Origin of the sequence: Paracoccus sp. (in: a-proteobacteria), from assembly GCF_046289755.1 — a bacterium.
GTDB lineage: Bacteria > Pseudomonadota > Alphaproteobacteria > Rhodobacterales > Rhodobacteraceae > Paracoccus.
Genome location: NZ_JBKBVD010000023.1, coordinates 12,147 through 29,953, shown reverse-complemented (window position 1 = coordinate 29,953; position 17,807 = coordinate 12,147). Strand labels below are relative to the sequence as shown.

General features: G+C 68.8%; 17 protein-coding genes and 1 riboswitch. Of the genes, 10 read left to right on the top strand and 7 right to left on the bottom strand.

The window, feature by feature from the left end:
- Positions 1–201: 201 nt before the first annotated feature.
- Positions 202–1,416 carry a tyrosine-type recombinase/integrase gene (locus ACK41U_RS10390; RefSeq protein WP_409679418.1) on the bottom strand — a complete coding sequence of 405 codons (1,215 nt, stop codon included), beginning with the start codon at positions 1,414–1,416 and terminating at the stop codon, positions 202–204.
- Positions 1,417–1,700: 284 nt separating this feature from the next.
- Positions 1,701–1,802, top strand: a riboswitch (TPP riboswitch).
- A 65-nt stretch (positions 1,803–1,867) separates the two neighbouring features.
- On the opposite strand from ACK41U_RS10390, the gene thiD reads away from it, so the two are divergent.
- From thiD to ACK41U_RS10340, 10 genes are all read left to right on the top strand, one after another.
- Positions 1,868–2,674 carry a bifunctional hydroxymethylpyrimidine kinase/phosphomethylpyrimidine kinase gene (gene thiD, locus ACK41U_RS10385; protein ID WP_409679415.1) on the top strand — a complete coding sequence of 269 codons (807 nt, stop codon included), beginning with the start codon at positions 1,868–1,870 and terminating at the stop codon, positions 2,672–2,674.
- The gene (locus ACK41U_RS10380; protein ID WP_409679412.1) at positions 2,667–3,629 is read left to right on the top strand and encodes an FAD-dependent oxidoreductase; all 963 of its coding nucleotides are present in this window, start codon (positions 2,667–2,669) and stop codon (positions 3,627–3,629) included. The genes thiD and ACK41U_RS10380 overlap by 8 nt, the downstream gene beginning before the upstream one ends.
- Positions 3,619–3,816, top strand: a complete 198-nt coding sequence (thiS, locus tag ACK41U_RS10375; protein WP_409679409.1) for a sulfur carrier protein ThiS — start codon at positions 3,619–3,621, stop codon at positions 3,814–3,816. The genes ACK41U_RS10380 and thiS overlap by 11 nt, the downstream gene beginning before the upstream one ends.
- Before the next feature lie 2 nt (positions 3,817–3,818).
- Entirely contained in the window at positions 3,819–4,577 is a 759-nt protein-coding gene (locus ACK41U_RS10370) for a thiazole synthase (RefSeq protein WP_409679406.1), read from the top strand.
- Positions 4,574–5,170 carry a thiamine phosphate synthase gene (locus tag ACK41U_RS10365; RefSeq protein WP_409679403.1) on the top strand — a complete coding sequence of 199 codons (597 nt, stop codon included), beginning with the start codon at positions 4,574–4,576 and terminating at the stop codon, positions 5,168–5,170. Before ACK41U_RS10370 ends, ACK41U_RS10365 begins: the two co-directional genes overlap by 4 nt.
- Positions 5,167–6,120 (top strand): ThiF family adenylyltransferase, encoded by a 954-nt coding sequence (locus tag ACK41U_RS10360; protein WP_409679400.1) that lies wholly within the window; start codon positions 5,167–5,169, stop codon positions 6,118–6,120. Before ACK41U_RS10365 ends, ACK41U_RS10360 begins: the two co-directional genes overlap by 4 nt.
- A 6-nt stretch (positions 6,121–6,126) precedes the next feature.
- A complete protein-coding gene (locus ACK41U_RS10355) occupies positions 6,127–7,056 on the top strand; it encodes an ABC transporter substrate-binding protein (RefSeq protein ID WP_409679397.1) in 930 nt (309 codons plus the stop codon).
- The gene (locus ACK41U_RS10350; RefSeq protein ID WP_409679394.1) at positions 7,053–7,730 is read left to right on the top strand and encodes a TenA family protein; all 678 of its coding nucleotides are present in this window, start codon (positions 7,053–7,055) and stop codon (positions 7,728–7,730) included. Before ACK41U_RS10355 ends, ACK41U_RS10350 begins: the two co-directional genes overlap by 4 nt.
- Before the next feature lie 95 nt (positions 7,731–7,825).
- A complete protein-coding gene (locus ACK41U_RS10345; protein ID WP_409679391.1) occupies positions 7,826–8,524 on the top strand; it encodes an ATP-binding cassette domain-containing protein in 699 nt (232 codons plus the stop codon).
- Positions 8,512–9,246 carry an ABC transporter permease gene (locus ACK41U_RS10340; RefSeq protein WP_409679389.1) on the top strand — a complete coding sequence of 245 codons (735 nt, stop codon included), beginning with the start codon at positions 8,512–8,514 and terminating at the stop codon, positions 9,244–9,246. Before ACK41U_RS10345 ends, ACK41U_RS10340 begins: the two co-directional genes overlap by 13 nt.
- A 16-nt stretch (positions 9,247–9,262) precedes the next feature.
- Here the strand turns inward: ACK41U_RS10340 and ACK41U_RS10335 are convergent, their stop codons facing one another.
- The 6 genes from ACK41U_RS10335 to ACK41U_RS10310 form a co-directional block, all read right to left on the bottom strand.
- Positions 9,263–10,036: a MetQ/NlpA family ABC transporter substrate-binding protein gene (locus tag ACK41U_RS10335; protein ID WP_409679386.1), complete on the bottom strand. Its 774-nt coding sequence runs from the start codon at positions 10,034–10,036 to the stop codon at positions 9,263–9,265.
- Positions 10,037–10,076: 40 nt separating this feature from the next.
- Positions 10,077–10,751 carry a methionine ABC transporter permease gene (locus tag ACK41U_RS10330; protein WP_409679383.1) on the bottom strand — a complete coding sequence of 225 codons (675 nt, stop codon included), beginning with the start codon at positions 10,749–10,751 and terminating at the stop codon, positions 10,077–10,079.
- The gene (locus ACK41U_RS10325; RefSeq protein ID WP_409679380.1) at positions 10,741–11,799 is read right to left on the bottom strand and encodes a methionine ABC transporter ATP-binding protein; all 1,059 of its coding nucleotides are present in this window, start codon (positions 11,797–11,799) and stop codon (positions 10,741–10,743) included. The genes ACK41U_RS10330 and ACK41U_RS10325 overlap by 11 nt, the downstream gene beginning before the upstream one ends.
- 206 nt (positions 11,800–12,005) lie before the next feature.
- Positions 12,006–13,847: a response regulator gene (locus tag ACK41U_RS10320; RefSeq protein WP_409679377.1), complete on the bottom strand. Its 1,842-nt coding sequence runs from the start codon at positions 13,845–13,847 to the stop codon at positions 12,006–12,008.
- Positions 13,837–14,697 carry a CheR family methyltransferase gene (locus tag ACK41U_RS10315; protein ID WP_409679374.1) on the bottom strand — a complete coding sequence of 287 codons (861 nt, stop codon included), beginning with the start codon at positions 14,695–14,697 and terminating at the stop codon, positions 13,837–13,839. Before ACK41U_RS10315 ends, ACK41U_RS10320 begins: the two co-directional genes overlap by 11 nt.
- Positions 14,697–17,768, bottom strand: a complete 3,072-nt coding sequence (locus ACK41U_RS10310; protein ID WP_409679371.1) for a response regulator — start codon at positions 17,766–17,768, stop codon at positions 14,697–14,699. Before ACK41U_RS10310 ends, ACK41U_RS10315 begins: the two co-directional genes overlap by 1 nt.
- Positions 17,769–17,807: the final 39 nt, after the last annotated feature.

The following is a 17,807-nucleotide window of genomic DNA, read 5'->3' as shown; positions in this document are numbered from 1 at the left end:
AGCGGTCGGATTGGTGACAGGCCTGACATTCCGGTTGGCCCGCGCCCCCCGCATGGGGCGCTCCCCGTGCGCGGCATCCCCGGAAGGCCGACACGGTTCCCAACGCCGGGGTTCACCGGCGTCCCCTGTTTCAGGGTAGTCTGCCTCTATATTACCCTTGGCGGCCCGCCTTGGGAAACCCTAATTTCCCCTGTCCAGCCCTCAATCCGTTGTTGTGGAAGGCTCAAGCAGGGCGAGGAGGGCCGCAGTCATGCGCTCCTGCTCCGCAAGCAAGGTGTCGAACAGCGCCCGCTCGTGGATGTACACCCCGTCAATCCCCGGCACGGTGTGGTCCAGCAGGAGCCGGGCGTTCACCCGGTCTATCCCCGCGCGCTGGGCAACGGTGCGGTAGGTGTGGCGGAGGATGTGGCCTGTCTCGCTGGGCAGAGCCTTCTCCTTCCAGACCTGCGTTGCGATCACCTCGCCCGTCTTGCTGGACCGGGACGGGAACAGCCAAGGCGCACCCGGGAACAGCACGTCACTGGCCGCCATCGCGTGGCGCACCACCTCCACCATGTGCCCAGACAGGGGCAGGTCAAAGGACCGGCCCGACTTCATCCGGGGGATGGAGATTGCCCCTTCGCCCAGCCGCACCCAGTCCCGGCGCAGCGCAACGAGGGTCCCGGGGCGCAGGCCCGACAGGAGCCCGAGCTTGTGCATGTCGCGCCGGAGCGGGTTGGGCAGCGCCTGCACCCGCCGCCACCAGTCCGCAAGGTCGTCAGGCATGATGACACGGTTGCTGGCCCGCTCCTTGTTGAACGTGACTGCCGCCACCGGGTTGCCCGGCAGGGCGTCCGGGTCGTCAACAACCTTGAGGGCGAAGTTGTAGGCGGCGCGGAAGTCGCGCATGGCCTTGTTCGCGGTCGTGGCCCCGTGCTTCTCCGTGATCCGGCGGTGTTCGTCCCGGGCGGCGCTCCGCTTCACGTCCGTTATGGGCGTGTCGCCCCACTTGGGCAGGTAGCGGTCCAGCCGTTCCATCATGTCCTCAATGGACCTCTCGACACAGCCCCGGGCGCGCATGTCCGCCCCGTACTCCTCGAACATGCGGCGCACCGTCCATGCGCCCGCGTCTGCCGAGGGGTCAGACGGCGGGGCGTTGGGGTCGATGCCACGCTTGATCTGGTCCAGCACCGCGAGCGCCCGGCTGCGCGCATCGTCCAGCGTCATGTCCTCTGTGGTGCCGAGGGTGTGGCGCACCGTCTTGACCAGCACCTTGCGCCCGCGCGGACCCTGCCAGAGGTCGCGCTGCACCTTGTAGGATTTCCCCGTCTTGTTGACGGCCACGAGGAGCCCAGTCACCTTCGCATCCCGCACCACGGCGGGTTTTCCATCGTACTTGAGGGCCTTCACCCCTGCTTCTGTCAGCTTCTCTGGCATCCCATGCCCCCTTCCGAACCGTGTGGCGGCCTGCCTGCGAACCGTAAACGAACCGGGAGCGGAACGGGCGGGTTAGGGCAGCCTAGGGGAAAGGTACCTCCAAATGCCTGAGAACGCTACTGTTTAGGGTGGACGCGCGGGCGGGAAAGGGTTACAGTCCACCGACTTCTAATCAGGATGTTGGGCGTTCGAGTCGTCCCGGGGTCGCCATCTTTCCCGCCACCACCCGCCAGCGCCGTGCTTTCTCGCGCCCTTGCAACCCGTCCGGCCCTCGTCTAGCTTTCTCCAAACCGTTGGGGTGCCTGGCAACAGGCTGAGAGGCGTCATGCCAACCCATCGAACCTGATCCGGGTCATACCGGCGGAGGGAACGGTGCATCAGAACACGGCCCCCGCGCCGTCCCTGCGTCCGCTTCCTCTGTCCGTGACCCGACCGGCCCGAGGAGACGCGCATGACCACGATTGCCCTGACCATTGCAGGATCGGATTCCGGCGGCGGTGCCGGAATTCAGGCGGATCTGAAGACGTTTTCCGCGCTGGGGGTTTACGGCGCCAGCGTGATTACCGCGCTGACCGCGCAGAACACATGCGCCGTCACCATGGTCGAACCCGCCAGCCCGGCGATGATCGCGGCGCAGATGCGGGCGGTCTTTGACGATCTGGACATCCGCGCGGTCAAGCTGGGTATGCTGGGCGATGCGCAGGCCATCCGCACCGTGGCCGCCGGGCTGGCGGGCCGCGCCCTGCCCGTGGTGCTGGACCCGGTGATGGTGGCGAAATCCGGCGACACCCTGCTGCCCGACGCGGCCATCGCCACCTTGCGCGAGGTGCTGCTGCCGCGCGCGACCCTGCTGACCCCGAACCTGCCCGAAGCCGCCCGCCTGCTGGGCTGCGCCCCCGCCCGCTCCGAGGACCAGATGGCCCGACAGGGGGCCGCGCTGTGTACGCTTGGTGCACAGGCGGTGCTGATGAAGGGCGGCCATGCCGAGGGGGCCGATTGCACCGATCTGCTGGTGACGCCGGGCGGCGTCATCGCCCGCCTGACCGCCCCCCGGCAGGCGACCCGCAACACCCATGGCACCGGCTGCACCCTGTCGGCGGCGATCGCGGCGGGGCTGGCGCAGGGGCTGGCGCTGGCTGATGCCGTGGCGCTGGCGCATCGCTATCTGCAACGCGCGATCGCCGCCGCCGACGACCTGCGCGTGGGCGCGGGGCACGGGCCGGTGCATCATTTCCACGCGGTCTGGTCGCATGGCTGATGTGACCATCATCGGCGCGGGCGTCGCGGGCCTGTTCGCGGCGCATGAACTGGCGCTGCGGGGGCTGGTGCCGCGCATCCTGGACCGCCACGGCCCGCCCGGTCCGCATGGCTGTTCGTGGTGGGCGGGCGGCATGCTGGCGCCCCAATGCGAGGGGGTCACGGCAGAGCCGGTCATCACCCGCCTGGGCGCCGGGGCCGCGCGCGCATGGGCCGCGCTCACACCGGTCGCCCATCGTGGCACGCTGGTGCTGGCCTTGCACCGCGACCGGGCCGAACTGTCGCGCTTTGCCCGCCGCAGCGTGGCGCACCAGCCCTGCACGCCGGGCGATCTTGAACCCGGTCTGGCCCATCACCGCGACGGGCTGTTCTTCGCCTCCGAGGCGCATCTGGACCCCCGCCGCGCGCTGTCCGACCTGCTGGACGCGCTGGCGGCACGCGGCATCACCGTCGAACGCGCCGAGGCCGATCCGCGCGACATCGCAGGCCCGGTGATCGACGCACGCGGCATGGCCGCCGACCTGCCCGAGCTGCGCGGCGTACGCGGCGAGATGGTCGTGCTGCACGCCCCCGAGATCACCCTGCAGCGCCCCGTCCGCCTGCTGCATCCGCGCCATCCCCTCTATATCGTGCCGCGCGAGGGGGGCCTGTTCATGCTGGGCGCGACCCAGATCGAAAGCGCCTCGCGCGCGCCGGTCAGCGCGCGTTCGGCGTTGGAGCTGCTCTCAGCCGCTTATGCGCTGGACCCGCGCTTTGGCGAGGCCAGCATCGTGGAGCTGGGCGCCGATCTGCGCGCGGCCTTCCCCGACAACATCCCCCGCGTCACCGTCCGCGGCAGGGTACTGCACCTTAATGGCTTGTTCCGCCACGGCTATCTCATGGCCCCAGCACTGGCGCAGCAGGCCGCCGACTACCTGATGACCGGAACCAAGGGAGAGCTGATCCATGAAAATTGAGGTCAACGGAGAGCCCCGCGACATCGCCGCCGACACGGTCGCGGGCGCGCTGGCCGAACTGGGCTGGGCCGAGGCGCGCGTGGCCACGGCACTGAACGGCGAATTCCTGCCCTCGGGCGCGCGGGCGGAGCAGAGCCTGCAGAGCGGTGACCGGCTGGAAGTGCTGGCGCCGATGCAGGGGGGCTGAGGGTGGATTTCTATGGCACCACCCTGTCCAGCCCGCTGATGCTGGGCACCGCGCAATACCCCTCGCCCGCAGTGCTGCAGGCTGCGTTCCAGACCAGCGGCGCGTCCGTGGCCACCGTTTCGCTGCGGCGCGAGGCGGGCGCGGGGCAAGGTTTCTGGGACATCGTCCGGGGTCTGGGTGTTCATGTCCTGCCCAACACCGCCGGTTGCCACAGCGCCCGCGAGGCCGTCACCACGGCGCGGATGGCGCGCGAAGTGTTCGAAACGAACTGGATCAAGCTGGAGGTGATCGGCCATGCCGACACGCTGCAACCCGACCCGTTCGGCCTGCTGGACGCCGCCGAGACGCTGGCGGCCGAGGGGTTCGAGGTGTTCCCCTACACGACCGAGGATCAGGTTCTGGCAGGTCGGTTGCTGGAGGCGGGCTGCCGGGTGCTGATGCCATGGGGCGCGCCCATCGGATCGGGTCTGGGGCTGAACAACCGCTATGGCCTGCGGATGCTGCGCGCGGCCTTTCCCGATGTGCCGATGGTGATCGACGCGGGGATTGGCCTGCCCAGCCATGCCACTGATGCGCTGGAGATGGGCTTTGACGCCGTCCTGCTGAACACCGCCGTCGCGCAGGCGGGCGACCCGGCGGCGATGGCGCGGGCCTTCGGGCTGGCGGTCGAGGCCGGGCGTCTGGCCCGCGCCGCCGACCCGATGGAGCCGCGCGACATGGCCCAGCCCTCAACCCCGGTGATCGGAAAGGCGTGGCTATGAGCTTGCCGAAATTCTATCCCATCTTCGATGATGTGACCTGGCTGGAGCGCGCCTTGCCGCTTGGCGTGCGGCTGGTGCAGCTGCGGCTGAAGGACCGCGCGCAGGGCGATCTGCGCGGCCAGATCCGGCGCGGTCTGGCGCTGGCGCGGGTGCATGGCGCGGCGCTGGTGGTCAACGATCACTGGCAGCTGGCCATCGACGAGGGCGCCGACTGGCTGCATCTGGGGCAAGAGGATCTGGACGGGGCCGACCTGCCCGCGATCCGGCGCGCGGGGCTGCGGCTTGGCGTCTCGACCCATGACCGCGCGGAACTGGACCGGGCGCGGGCTTTGGCGCCGGATTATGTGGCGCTGGGGCCGGTCTGGCCGACGATCCTGAAGAAGATGAAATGGCACGAACAGGGGCTGGACCGGGTCACCGAATGGAAGCGGCTGGTGGGGCCGGTGCCGCTGGTGGCCATCGGCGGGCTGACGCCGGATCGCGGCGCGCAGGCGCTGGCGGCGGGGGCGGATGTGGTCGCCGCGGTGACCGACATCACGCTGAACCCCGACCCCGAGGGGCGCATGGCCCATTGGCTGCGGGTGGCGCCGTGAACCGCTACCTGCGCCAGATGGTGCTGCCGCAGATCGGGCCCGAGGGGCAGGACCGGCTGACAGCGGCGCATCTGCTGGTGGTGGGCGCCGGGGGGCTGGGCGTGCCCGCGCTGCAATATCTGGCGGGTGCCGGGGTCGGGCGGATCACGCTGGTCGATGGCGACCGGGTCGAGGCCACGAACCTGCACCGCCAGCCGATCTATGCGATGCGGCAGCTGGGCCAGCCCAAGGCGCAGGCGGCGGCCGCCACGCTGACCGCGATGAACCCCGAGGTGACACTCACGCCGCTTTGCGACTGGCTGACCCCGGCCAATGCGCCCGCGCTGGTGGCGCAGGCCGATCTGGTGCTGGATTGCGCCGACACCTTCGCCGTCAGCCTGACCCTGTCGGATGCCTGCATGGCGGCGGGGCGGCCGCTGATCGCGGGCTCGGCGCTGGCGCTGTCGGGCTATGCGCTGGGGTGCGGCGGCGGCGCGCCCAGCCTGCGGGCGGTGTTCCCCGACCTGCCCCTGCGCGGGGCGACCTGCGCCACGGCGGGGGTGATGGGTCCGGTGGTGGGCATGATCGGCGCGCTTCAGGCGCAGATGGCGCTGGCGGTTCTGCTGGGGCTGGACCCGTCGCCGCTGGGTCGGCTGATCAGCTTTGACGCCGCGCGCTGGCGGATGGGCGGGTTCCGCTTTGACGCAGCACCCGAGCCCGCATCCCCCCTGCCCTTCATCGCCGAAAGCCAGATCGCACCCGGCGATCTGCTGGTCGATCTGCGCATCGAGGCCGCCCCCTTTCGCGACGATGCCCGCCACCTGCCGCCCGGCCAGATCGGGCAGCTGGACCCTCCGCCCGGCGCCCGCGTGGTACTGGCCTGCCGCACCGGGCTGCGCGCCCACAATGCCGGGCAGGCACTGCAATCCATCTGGCCGGGGCAGATCGCCCTTCTGGCCCTGAACGACTGAGGACATATGCGACACATCCTTGCTTTGGCCCTGATGGCCGCGCCCGCCCATGCCGACACCAGCCTGACCGTGATGCTGGACTGGTTCGTGAACCCCGACCACGCGCCTATCGTGCTGGCGCAGGAGCTGGGCTATTTCGCCGATGCCGGGCTGGTGGTCGAGGTGGTGACCCCCTCGGACCCCAACGATCCGCCGCGCATGGTGGCAGCGGGCCGCGTCGATCTGGCGGTCAGCTATCAGCCGCAGCTGCACCTGTCGCGCCATCAGGATCTGCCGGTGATCCGCGTCGGCACGCTGATCGAGACGCCGCTGACCTGCCTTGTGGTGCTGGCGGGCAGCGACATCCGGACCCCCGCCGACCTTGCAGGCCGCAAGGTGGGCTTTGCCGTGGCGGGCGTGCAGGAGGTGATGCTGGACGCGATGCTGGCCGATGGCGGGCTGGCGCCCGGCGATGTGGAGCAGATCAATATCGGCTGGTCGATCTCTCCTGCGCTGATGTCGGGGCAGGTCGATGGCGTCATCGGCGCCTTCCGCAATTTCGAGCTGAACCAACTGCGGCTGGAGGGGCAAGAGGGCCGCTGTCTTTACCCCGAGGCGCATGGCATCCCGGCCTATGACGAGCTGATCTATCTGGCCCATCCCGACCGCATGGACGCGGAGGCGATCAGCGCCTTTCTGGACGCGACCCAACGCGCGACCGATTTCATGAAGAACGACCCGGATGAGGCATGGCGCCTGTTCTCGGCCACCGCATCCGAGTTGCAGACGCCCCTGAACGAGGCCGCATGGGCCGATACATGGCCCCGTTTCGCCAGCCGCCCGGCGGCGGTGGATGCGGGCCGATACCTGCGGTTCGAGGCGTTTCTGCAGGGTCAGGGCGCGACGCCGGGCGGGCTGGCGCTGTCCGATCTGGCCGTTGATGTGAACGCGCCATGAGCGCGCCGGATTATGGCCGCGCCTTTGCGCTGTGGCGGCAGGCGGCGGGGGCGCATTGGGACGCCTATACCGGCCATGATTTCGTGCGCCAGCTGGCCGCGGGCACCCTGCGCCGCGAAAACTTCCTGCACTATCTGCGGCAGGATTACGTCTTTCTGCTGCATTTCGCGCGGTGCTGGGCGCTGGTCGCGGCCAAATCCGACCGCATGGCCGAGATGCAGGCCGCGCTGACCATCGCCCACGGCCTGATCCATGACGAGATGCCGCTGCATGTGACGCTCTGCGCGCGCGAGGGCATCACCGGCGAGACGCTGGCCGACACGCCGGAATCGCCCGCCAACATGGCCTATACCCGCTATGTGCAGGCGACGGGCTATGCCGGCGACATCCTCGATCTGCTGGCGGCGCTGGCGCCCTGCGTGCTGGGCTATGGTGAGATCGGGCGCCGCCATGCGGACAGTGGCGGGCCCTATGGCGAATGGACCGCGACCTATGGCGGCGAGGAGTATCAGGCGCTGTGCCGTCAGACCGGGGCGCTGATCGACCGCGCGATCGAGGCGCGGCTTGGGCCTGACTGGCCGTCACTGCCACGGGCGGTCACGCTGGCGCGGCATTTCACGCAGGCCACGCAGCTGGAGGTCGGGTTCTGGCAGATGGGGCTGGACCGGGCATGAGCGTGCCGCATGGCGAGGGCGGCAGGGGGGCGCTGCCCCCCGTCCTGCGGACTCCCCCCGGGATATTTCCGGACCGCTGCAGGGGCGCGGGGGCCATGGGGATCCGGGGGGAACTGTGGCTGGGCGATACGCCTCTGGCGCGGGGACTGGAGATCGACTGCGTGCCGGGGGGCTGGACCTGTCTGATGGGCGCCTCGGGGGTGGGGAAGTCGACGCTGGGGCGGATCGTGGCGGGGCTGCCGGTGGCGGCGCGGCTGGAGGGGACCGTGAGCGTGCTGGCGGGACAGGTCACGCTGATGGGGCAGGAGGATCAGCTGCTGCCATGGGCCAGCGCGCTGGCGAATGTGACCATCGGCGCGCGGTTGCGGGGCGAGGTGGCTGACACGGCGCGCGCCCGCGATCTGTTGGCCGGTCTGGGGCTGGCGGGGCTGGAGGATCGCCGCCCCGCGGCCCTGTCTGGCGGGCAGCGCCAGCGGGTCGCATTGGCCCGCACCCTGATCGAGGATGCCTCGGTCGTGGTGCTGGACGAGCCGTTCTCGGCGCTGGATGCGGCCACGCGGGCGGCAATGCAGGATCTGGCGGCGGGGCTGCTGGCGGGGCGGACCGTGATCCTGATCACCCATGATCCGCTGGAGGCCGCGCGCCTTGGCGATCGCGCCTTTCTGATCGCGCCGTCGGGCAGCAGGCCGCTGCCCCTGCCCGCCAGCCCCGCCCCGCGCCCGCTGGCCGCCCCCGAGGTGCTGGCCGCGCAGGCAGCGCTGTTCGCCGCCCTGTCGCGCCCATGCGCGGGCTGAGCGCGGGGCTGGTCCTGCTGGCCGGGCTGGCGCTGTGGCAGGCGCTGGTCTGGGCCACGGGTGTCCCGCATTTCATCCTGCCGGGACCGGGCCGCGTGGCTGCGGCGCTGATCGGCAATGCGCCAATGCTGGCGGAACATGCCCGTTTTACGCTGGCCAATCTGGCGGCGGGGCTGCTGGCGGGCGTGGCGCTGGGGATCGTCACCGCGCTGAACCTGGCGCTGTCGCCCTTTGCGCGGGCGATGATGCGGCCGATGCTGGTCGTGGCGCAGGCGGTGCCAGTCTTTGCGCTGGCGCCGGTCCTGACGCTGTGGCTGGGCTATGGCGCGGCCTCCAAGGTGGTGATGGTCGCGCTGGTGGTCTATTTCCCCATAGCCTCGGTCCTGTTTGACGCGCTGATGCGCCCGCCGCCCGCGCTGGACGATCTGGCGCGGGCCATGCGGGCCACGCCGCTGCGGCGGCTGGTGCTGATCCAGATGCCGCATGCCCTGCCTGCGCTGGGGTCCGGGCTGCGGCTGGCGGCGGTCTATGCGCCCTTCGCGGTGATCGTGGGGGAATGGGTCGGATCGAGCCGGGGGCTGGGCTATCTGATGCTGATGGCCAACGGGCGCGGCCAGACCGATCTGATGTTCGCGGCGCTGGTGCTGCTGGCCGCGATGGGGCTGTTGCTGTTCGCAGGCGCGGGGCTGGTCCAGCGCCTGACGGAACGGGGCCGCCTGTAAGGACGGCCCCGCCAGATCACCACGAGGTCAGGACGGCGCCCTCATATTTCTCGTCGATGAAGGCATTCACCTCGGCCGAGTGATAGGCCTCGACCAGAATTTGCACCCATGGCTCGGCCTGACGGCCCTCTTGCACGACGAGGATGTTGACATAGGGGCTGTCGGCCTTTTCCATCGCGATCGCGTCACCCTTGGGCGACAGGCCCGAGGCCAGCGCATAGTTGGTGTTGATGATCGCAATATCCGCATCGGCCAGCGTGCGCGGCAGCTGCGCCGCGTCCAGTTCCAGAAAGCGCAGACCCTTGGGGTTGTCGGCGATGTCCAGCGGGCTGGGGACCAGACCGGTGCCCTCGGTCAGCGTGATGATGCCCAGATCCTGCAGGATCAGCAGCGCGCGGCCGCCGTTGGTGGGGTCGTTGGGGATCGCCACCTGCGCGCCTTCGGGCAGGTCGTCAATGCTGTCCAGACGGTCGGAATAGATGCCCATCGGGGTGGTGATCGTGGTGCCGACCTCGGCCAGCGCAAAGCCGCGATCGTTCATCTGGTTTTCCAGATAGGGCCGGTGCTGAAAGCTGTTGGCATCCAGATCGCCATCGGCCAGCGCCTGATTGGGCACGACGTAATCGGAAAATTCGATCACTTCGATGTTGAGGCCGTGGGGGGCAGCCACTTCGGCCACCTTTTCCATGATCTCGCCATGTTCGCCGGGCGAGACGCCGACGGTGATGTCTTGCGCCATGGCGGCGGTGCCAAGGGCAAGGGCGGAAACGAAGGTTGTCAGTCGCAGCATGGGATTGGTCCTTTCTTGTCTGCGGATAGAGTGGGGAAACTCAGGCGCCGCGATTGCGGGGCGCGCGGCGGTCAACGCGGGCGGCGATCCATTCGCCAAGCGACTGCACCAGCTGCACCATCACGATCAGGATGACGACGACAGCGGCCATCACCTCGGGCATGAAGCGCTGATAGCCGTACCGGATGCCCAGATCGCCCAGACCCTGCCCGCCCACGGCGCCGACCATCGCGGAATAGCCGATCAGGCTGACCACGGCCAGCGTCAGGCCAAGCGTGATGCCCGGCAGCGCCTCGGGGATCAGCACTTTGCGGATGATCTGCAAGGGCGTGGCGCCCATGGCGCGGGCGGCCTCGATCAGCCCGCCATCGACCTCGCGGATGGCATTCTCGACCAGCCGGGCGATGAAGGGGATCGCAGCCAGCGTCAGCGGCACGATGGCGGCGTTGGTGCCGATCGAGGTGCCGACCAGCAACCGGGTAAAGGGGATGATCGCCACCACCAGAATGATGAACGGGACCGAGCGCGTGGCATTGACCACCAGCCCCAGAAGCCAGTTCACCCATGGCGCCGACAGCAATTCACCCCGTTGCGAGGTGGCCAGAAAGACGCCCAGAGGCAGCCCGCCAAGCGTGCCGAGAATGGCCGAGATCGCCACCATATACAGCGTCTGCAGCGTCGAATCCCACAGGATCGGGATGAGATTAGCGGACATGGCCCAGCACCTCCGTCAAAAGCCCGTGGCGTTCCAGATAGGCCCGCGCCTCGTCGCCGCGCGCGGCATCGACCGAGATCAGCAGGTTGCCGAAGGGATGCGGGCCGATTTCTTCGATGGCACCCGCAAGGATATTCGCGGTGATGCCGCATTCGGCGGCCAGCATCGACAGCATCGGGTCGGTGGCATGGGTGCCCGCAAAGGTCACGCGGATCACCTGTTGGCTGGCGCCTTCGGGGCGGTCAGGCAGCAGGCGGTGGGCGATGAAACCGGGCAGCGTCGCGCCGGTGACGCCCGACAGAAAGCTGCGGGTGGTCGGATGGGCGGGGCGGGTGAAAATGTCCAGCACCGGGCCGGATTCGACAATGCGCCCGGCCTCGATCACCGCCATATGGCTGGCGATGTCGCGCAGCACGGCCATCTCATGCGTGATCAGCAGCACGGTCAGGCCCAGATCGCGGTTGATGCGGGTCAGCAGCTCCAGCACCGTCTGCGTCGTTTCCGGGTCCAGCGCGCTGGTCGCCTCGTCCGACAGCAGCACCTTGGGGCGGGTGGCCAGCGCACGCGCGATGCCGACGCGCTGTTTCTGGCCGCCCGACAGTTCCGCCGGATAGCGGTCGGCCAGCGCGGTCAGGCCGACCTGCGCGATCAGCTCATCCACGCGCGGGCGGATCTGCGCTGTGGGCAGGCCCGCGATTTCCAGCGGCAGGGCGACATTGCCGCGCACGCTGCGCGAGGCCAGCAGGTTGAAGTGCTGAAAGATCATCCCGACATCGCGCCGGATTGCCCGCAGAGCGCGGCCCCGTGCGGCGCCGACATCGTGGCCTGCGACGATCACGCGGCCTTCGGTCGGGCGCTCCAGCCCGTTGACCATGCGCAGCAGCGTCGATTTGCCCGCGCCGGATCGTCCGATGATGCCGGTGATGCTGCCCTCGGGCACCTCAAGCGTCACATCCTGCAATGCCATGACCCGCCCGCCCTTCTTGGGAAAGGACTTGCCGACCTTGTCAAAGAGGATGGCGGGACCGGCGGCGGCGCTGCCCTGCATGAGGCGTTCCTTTGTGCTGCGCGAGGGCGGTGGGATGCCCCAAACCCGCGCCGGGTGCAAGCCCGGACCGCGCCACCACTGCCGCCCGTCGCGGACATGCTTTCCAGCCCTGCGGCCTGCGGAGGAATGGTGATCTGCGCGACATGCCGGGCCCGAAAGGCGGTTCGGGGCGCGGCGCGTTGACGGGAACGGGCGTTCTTATCGGCCTATTCGGCGGCGCGTTCCAGCATCCGGCTGCGCGCATCCGACAGCATCGCCGTCAGCACCGCGCGCAGGACATCGGGGCGGAACGGTTTTTCGATCAGCGGCGCGTCCTGAAACCCCTGCGGCAGATGTTCGCGCCCATAGCCCGACACGAAACAGAAGGGCACGCCCCGCCCCGTCAGCACCTCGGCCACGCGGTCGACGGGCTGCCCGCCCAGGTTGCCGTCCAGCAGCGCCAGATCAAGGGTCCCGGTCGAGGCAAGATCCAGCGCTTCGGGCAAGGTGCGCGCGATGGTCACGCTGGTGGCGCCTGCATCCTCCAGCTCGAAACGCAGGTCCATGGCGACCAGCGGTTCATCCTCGACCAGCAGGACGCGACAGCCCGACAGGCTGGACGATGCGCCTGCCGCGACGAGTGGCGCCGGATCTGCCGCGACGGCCTTGTCATGCAGGGGCGTGACGCCATCGGCCAGCCGGATCGTCCAGACGACCCCCTCGGGCCGCCAGTCCGCCTGCACCGCCGCCGCATCGCCGCCACCCGCCGCCCCGATCAGCGTCGTGCCGAACCCGCTGCGCGCCGGCGCCGTGACCGGCGGGCCGCCCGCCTCGCGCCAGATCAGCGTCAGCAGACCCCGCTCCAGCGTCCAGTTCAGATGCACCTGCCCCGCAGGCACCGACAGGGCGCCATATTTGGCGGCATTGGTGCCCAGCTCGTGCAGGGTCAGCGCCAGCCGCAGCATGGTCTCGGGCGCCAGATCGACGGGGGGGCCATCGCGGTGCAGCCGGTCGGCATCCAGCGCCCCCGAGCGGATCTGATCGTCGATCAGCTGATCCAGCGGCGCGCTGGCCCAGGTCGCGTCCGACAGGATCGAATGCGCCCGCGCCAGAGCCTGCAAACGGCCGGTAAAGCTGGCCTCGAACCTTTCCAGACTGTCGGACTGGCGCAGGCTTTGACGCGCGATGGACTGCACATTGGCCAGCGTGTTCTTGATGCGGTGGTTCAGCTCGCCGATCAGCAGGGACCGCACCTGCTCGGCCTGCTTGCGTTCGGTGATGTCCAGCACCTGCAGCGACAGCGACATGGCGTCGGCCTCGTCGGGCAGGATCGAGGCGTAGATCTCGCAGTCGATCCGCTGCCCCCTGACATGATGCGCGGCGATGTCGGCGGAAAAGCGCGGCGGCGTCCGGGCGTCGAAATCGAACCAGCCCGCCAGCTGCGCCGCAGCCGCGGCGTCGATCCAGCCCGAGGCACTGACCTTCAGGCCCAGCATCTGCGCGGCGGTGTAGCCGAATATCCGCTCGGCGCCCTCGGACCATGCGCGGATGACCAGTTCGCGGTCGCATTCGATCAGCGCCAGCGGCGAGTTGTCGGCATGCGCCTTGAGCCGCGCCATCGCCCGGTCGCGGTGGCGCGCAATCGCCCGCATCTCATCGCGCTGGCGTTCAAGTTCCTTGGCCTGCTGGCCGATGCGAAAGAACACCTCGGCCTTGGATTGCAGCACCAGCGGGTCGATGGGCTTGAAGATGTAATCGACCGCCCCGGCCTCGTAGCCGCGAAAACGGCGGGCGTCGTCCATCTCGGCGGCGGTGACAAAGATGATCGGCACGCTGCGGGTGCGTTCGGTGCCGCGCATCAGCTCGGCCAGTTCATAGCCATCGGTGCCGGGCATCTGCACATCCAGAAAGGCCAGCGCATATTCATGCACCAGCATCAGCTCCAGCGCCTCGGCGGCCGAGGACGCGCGGTCGATCACCAGCCGGTCGCGGCGCAACAGCGCCTCCAGTGCCATGATGTTCTCGGCGATGTCGTCCACGATCAGAAAGCGGATGGGGTTATGCGGCATTCGGATGGTCCTGACTGGTTCGGCGCCAGATGCGTTGGGTGTCGTCAAAGGCGGAAAAGGCCCCGGCATGGGCGGAAAAGCGCAGCGTTTCGTGCAGGCCCAGCCCCAGAAAACCGCACCGCGCCAAGGCCCCGGCAAACAGACCGATCGCCCGGTCCTGAAGCGTATTGTCGAAATAGATCAGCACGTTGCGGCAGGATATCAGATGCACCTCGGAAAAGACCTGATCGGTGGCCAGATTGTGTTCGGTAAACACCGTGCGCGCCCGCAAGCGGCGGTCAAAGGCCGCGCGCCCGTAGGCCGCCGTGTAGTAATCCGACAGCGAGCCGCGCCCCCCCGCCCGCTGATAGTTCTGCGAGAACAGCGCCAGCCGGTCGATGCCATAGACCCCGGCCTCGGCACGGGCCAGCGCGCGGCGGTTGATCTCGGTCGCGTAGAACAGGGTGCGGTCCAGCAGCCCCTCTTCGTCCAGAAGGATCGCCAGCGAATACAGCTCCTCGCCATCCGCACAGCCCGCCACCCAGACCTTGAGCGAGGGGAAAGTGTGCAGATGCGGGATCACCTCGCGCCGCAGCGCCAGAAAATAGTCGGGATCGCGGAAGAATTCGCTGACCTGCACGGTCATCGCGTCGATGATGTCGGGCAGCACGGACGGGTCATGCAGCAAACGCCCCTGCACCTCGGACAGGGTCGCACAGCCCAGCCTGTCGCGCGCCAGTTCCGCCCGCCGGATCAGCGAGGTGCGGGAATAGGACCGGAAATCATAATGATAGCGCCGGTGCAGCGCATCGAGGAACAGGTCCAGCTCGATTGCCTCGGGCGGGTGCGGCAGAATGGGCTGAATGCTCATTACCGCATCCACACACGGGTCAGCGACAGCAGCTTGTCCACATCCAGCGGCTTGGGCAGATAGTCATTGGCACCTGCGGCCAGGCACTGGTTCTGATCCTCGGCCATGGCCTTGGCGGTGAGCATGATGATCGGCAGCGTTTTCCAGCGGTCGATCTTGCGGATCTCGCGGGTGGCGGTCAGACCGTCCATTTCCGGCATCATCACATCCATCAGCACCAGATCAATCCGCGGTGCGGCGCTGTCATTGACGCGGCCCAACGCCTCCAGCGCCTCGCGGCCGTTGCGGGCGATCTGAACGGTGGCGCCGTGGGGTTCAAACACGCCGGTCAGGGCATAGACGTTGCGGATGTCATCCTCGACCACCAGAATGCGCCGCCCCTCAAGCTGGGCATCGCGATTGAGCGAGGCGGCCAGCATCTGACGCTGCTTTTCGGGCAGATCGCTGACGACCTGATGCAGGAACAGCGTCACCTCGTTGATCAGGCGTTCGGGCGATTTCGCGCCCTTGATGATGATCGACTTGGAGTAGCGCCGCAGGCGCTGTTCCTCGGCCTCGGACAGGGCGCGGGCGGTGTAGACGATCACCGGCGGAAAGGCCGCCATGCCGTCGCCGTCCAGCTGTTCCAGCAGATCAAAGCCCGAGGCATCGGGCAGCGTCATGTCCAGAACGATGCAATCGACCGTCTCGCTGCGGCAGATGCGCAGCGCCTCGGCGGCGGTGCCGGCACCGATGGCCTGCACCTCGTCATTGCCCAGCAGCGCCTTGAGCCCCTCCATCTGCGCCGGATCATCCTCGACGATCAACAGGCGGCGCATGCGCTGTTCAAGGCGGGTTTCCAGATGGCGCAGGGCATGGGCCAGATCGTCGCGCTGCACGGGTTTCAGCATATAGCTGATCGCGCCCTGCGACAGCGCCTGCTGGGTGTAATCCTCGGCGGACACGACATGGACCGGGATATGCCGCGTGGCGGTGTCGCGTTTCAGGCGGTCCAGCACGGACAGACCCGAATGGTCGGGCAGGCCCATATCCAGCACGATGGCATGGGGCAGATAATGCCGCGCGGCGGTGACCGCATCATCGGCCCGGCCCACGCAGACGCAGCGAAAGCCCAGTTCGCGCGACAGATCGCACAGGATGCGGGCAAAGGCCGGGTCATCCTCGACCACCAGCATCACCCGTTCGCCGGGCTGGATCAGGTCGCGGTCATCCTCGACCCCCGCCAGCATGTCCAGCGCCAGAGGCGCGACCGGCGCTGGCACAGGCGCCGGGGCAGACATCACCGTGGGTCTGGCCTGCGCAGGGCGCCCCTGCGCGGGGCGCATCGGCAGGATCAGCGAGAACGTGCTGCCGCGACCCGGCTGGCTGTCCAGCGTCAGCCGCCCGCCCAGCAGATCGGCCAGCTCGCGCGAGATCGACAGCCCCAGCCCGGTGCCGCCATAGCGGCGCGAGATGGTGCCATCGGCCTGCCGGAACGCCTCGAACACGGCCTCTTGCTGGTCGGGGGCGATGCCGATGCCGGTATCCTCGACGGCAAAGGCCACGCCTTGCGGCACCCGCGACACACGCAGCGTCACCCGCCCGCGTTCGGTGAATTTCAGCGCGTTCGAGACGAAATTGCGCAGCACCTGTTCCAGCCGCTGGCTGTCGCTTTCAAAACCGGTCAGACCGGCTGCAACCTCGGCGGTCAGCTCCAGCCCCCGTTCGCGGGCCTGCGCCTCGAAGGCGCGGGTGATGCGGGTCGCGATGTGCCGGGGATCAATCTCGTCGCGGGCCAGTTCGACCTTGCCCGACTCGATCTTGGACAGGTCGAGAATATCGTTGATCAGCGCCAGCAGATCCTGCCCCGAGGACTGGATCGTTTCGGCCCACCGGACCTGTTCGCCGGTCAGCGTGCCGCCCCGGTTCTCGGCCAGCAGCCGCGACATGATCAGCAGCGCATTCAGCGGCGTGCGCAGTTCGTGGCTCATGTTCGCGACGAATTCGGATTTATAGCGGCTTTCGCGGGCCAGCGCCTCGGCCTGATCCTCCAGCATCCGGCGCGAGCGGGCCAGCGCGTCGCGCTGTTCCTCCAGCTCCTGCGTCTGGCTTTCCAGCTGGGCGTTCTGGCTTTCCAGCTCGGCCTGCTGCGCCTCCAGCCTGGTCTGGCTGTCCTGCAGGGCGCGGGTCTGCTCCTCAAGCTCTTCGTTGGTGGCGGCCAGTTCCTCGCCATGGCTGCGCAGTTCTTCGGACTGGCGGCGGGTTTCCTCCAGCAATTCCTGCAACTGTTCGCGATACTGGGCCGAGCGCAGGGCAATGCCCAGCTTGTCCGACACCCGGTCGAACAGGTCCATCATCCGGCCCGAGGGCGGGTCCTGCAGCCCGAATTCCAGCACGCCATTCACAAGCTGACCGTCGCGCAGCGGCACCAGCACTGAATGCGGTGCCCGTCCGCGCGCCAGTCCGGTGGCCCAGCCAAGCGCCTGATCGGGCGACAGCGCCACCGACAGCGGCGCGCCGCCAGAGACAGCGCGGGCCAGATGGCCCTCGCCCTCGTCGATGCGTTCGGCCAGCGCGGCAGTGTCGACGCCCCACCCCGCCAGCCGCACAAAGCCGCGCCCGTTGCGCGTATAGGCAACCGCCGCGCGGGCGCCGATCTGCTCGGCCAGCGCCGCCAGCACCTGCTGCGCCAGCCGCTGTGCCGACAGATCGCCCTGAATGGCGCGCGAGGTGACGACCTGCCCCTGATGCACCCATTCGCTGCGCGCCAGCCGGGCGCGGTTCACGATCAACCCATAGCCCAAAGCCGCCAGCGCCAGATAGACCACCCCCGCCATGGTCCGGTTCGCGGCGGCAATGCCGGGGCTGATGCCCGCCCGGTCCAGCATGAAGCCCGCCACCATCAGCGCGCAGGTCACCACAGCCACCCCGGCAGGCATCAGCGGCTGACGCGACAGAAAGGCCAGCGCCAGCGGCACGACGTAAAGCAGCCAGACCGCTGTGCCCAACGGGTAATACAGGTCCAGCAGGAACACGCCTGCAACAAGGGGGGCGATCAGCATGGCGATCGCCAGATCAGGTCGTTGTGTCACGTCATCTCCTGCGGGGCACCAAAGGCGCAATCTTCGGCG

Excerpts from the sequence above, each read along its gene's own strand:
- ACK41U_RS10390 (WP_409679418.1), bottom strand. The coding sequence starts at position 1,416 with ATGCCAGAGAAGCTGACAGAAGCAGGGGTGAAGGCCCTCAAGTACGAT.
- thiD (WP_409679415.1), top strand. The coding sequence starts at position 1,868 with ATGACCACGATTGCCCTGACCATTGCAGGATCGGATTCCGGCGGCGGT.
- ACK41U_RS10380 (WP_409679412.1), top strand. The coding sequence starts at position 2,667 with ATGGCTGATGTGACCATCATCGGCGCGGGCGTCGCGGGCCTGTTCGCG.
- thiS (WP_409679409.1), top strand. The coding sequence starts at position 3,619 with ATGAAAATTGAGGTCAACGGAGAGCCCCGCGACATCGCCGCCGACACG.
- ACK41U_RS10365 (WP_409679403.1), top strand. The coding sequence starts at position 4,574 with ATGAGCTTGCCGAAATTCTATCCCATCTTCGATGATGTGACCTGGCTG.
- ACK41U_RS10355 (WP_409679397.1), top strand. The coding sequence starts at position 6,127 with ATGCGACACATCCTTGCTTTGGCCCTGATGGCCGCGCCCGCCCATGCC.
- ACK41U_RS10350 (WP_409679394.1), top strand. The coding sequence starts at position 7,053 with ATGAGCGCGCCGGATTATGGCCGCGCCTTTGCGCTGTGGCGGCAGGCG.
- ACK41U_RS10345 (WP_409679391.1), top strand. The coding sequence starts at position 7,826 with ATGGGGATCCGGGGGGAACTGTGGCTGGGCGATACGCCTCTGGCGCGG.
- ACK41U_RS10340 (WP_409679389.1), top strand. The coding sequence starts at position 8,512 with ATGCGCGGGCTGAGCGCGGGGCTGGTCCTGCTGGCCGGGCTGGCGCTG.
- ACK41U_RS10335 (WP_409679386.1), bottom strand. The coding sequence starts at position 10,036 with ATGCTGCGACTGACAACCTTCGTTTCCGCCCTTGCCCTTGGCACCGCC.
- ACK41U_RS10330 (WP_409679383.1), bottom strand. The coding sequence starts at position 10,751 with ATGTCCGCTAATCTCATCCCGATCCTGTGGGATTCGACGCTGCAGACG.
- ACK41U_RS10325 (WP_409679380.1), bottom strand. The coding sequence starts at position 11,799 with ATGCAGGGCAGCGCCGCCGCCGGTCCCGCCATCCTCTTTGACAAGGTC.
- ACK41U_RS10320 (WP_409679377.1), bottom strand. The coding sequence starts at position 13,847 with ATGCCGCATAACCCCATCCGCTTTCTGATCGTGGACGACATCGCCGAG.
- ACK41U_RS10315 (WP_409679374.1), bottom strand. The coding sequence starts at position 14,697 with ATGAGCATTCAGCCCATTCTGCCGCACCCGCCCGAGGCAATCGAGCTG.